Below are 300 nucleotides of genomic sequence, written 5' to 3' on the forward strand. Positions count from 1 at the left end.
GGGCCCCCGGCGCGCGTTCGGGGGCGTGCGTTACCCCCCACTCCCCCACGTTTTTTGTGGGGGTTTTTTGGGGGGTGGGGGGGGGGGGGGTGGGTGTGTTGGTGGGGGGGGGGGGGGGGGGGTTTTTTTGTTTTTGTCGGCGTCTTTTTTGTTCTTTTTTTTTTTTTTTTTGTTTTTTGTTTTGGTGTTTTTGTTGTTTTTTGTTGTTTTTTTTTTGTGGTTTTGGTGGTGGTTTGTGTTGTGTGGGTGGTGGCCTGGCGGTTTGTTGTGGGATCTGGCCCCCCTCCACACGCCCCCCCC

Annotated in this window: 1 protein-coding gene; it reads left to right on the top strand. The window is 55.3% G+C overall.

All coding sequences use genetic code 11. The features are described from left to right. Nucleotides 1-101: 101 nt before the first annotated feature. A partial coding sequence (locus PUR53_RS47950) for a hypothetical protein (RefSeq protein WP_329906931.1) occupies nt 102-300 on the top strand: 199 nt, incomplete at its 3' end.

Origin of the sequence: Streptomyces sp. SP18BB07, assembly GCF_036322545.1 — a bacterium.
In the GTDB taxonomy this organism is placed as follows: domain Bacteria; phylum Actinomycetota; class Actinomycetes; order Streptomycetales; family Streptomycetaceae; genus Streptomyces; species Streptomyces deccanensis.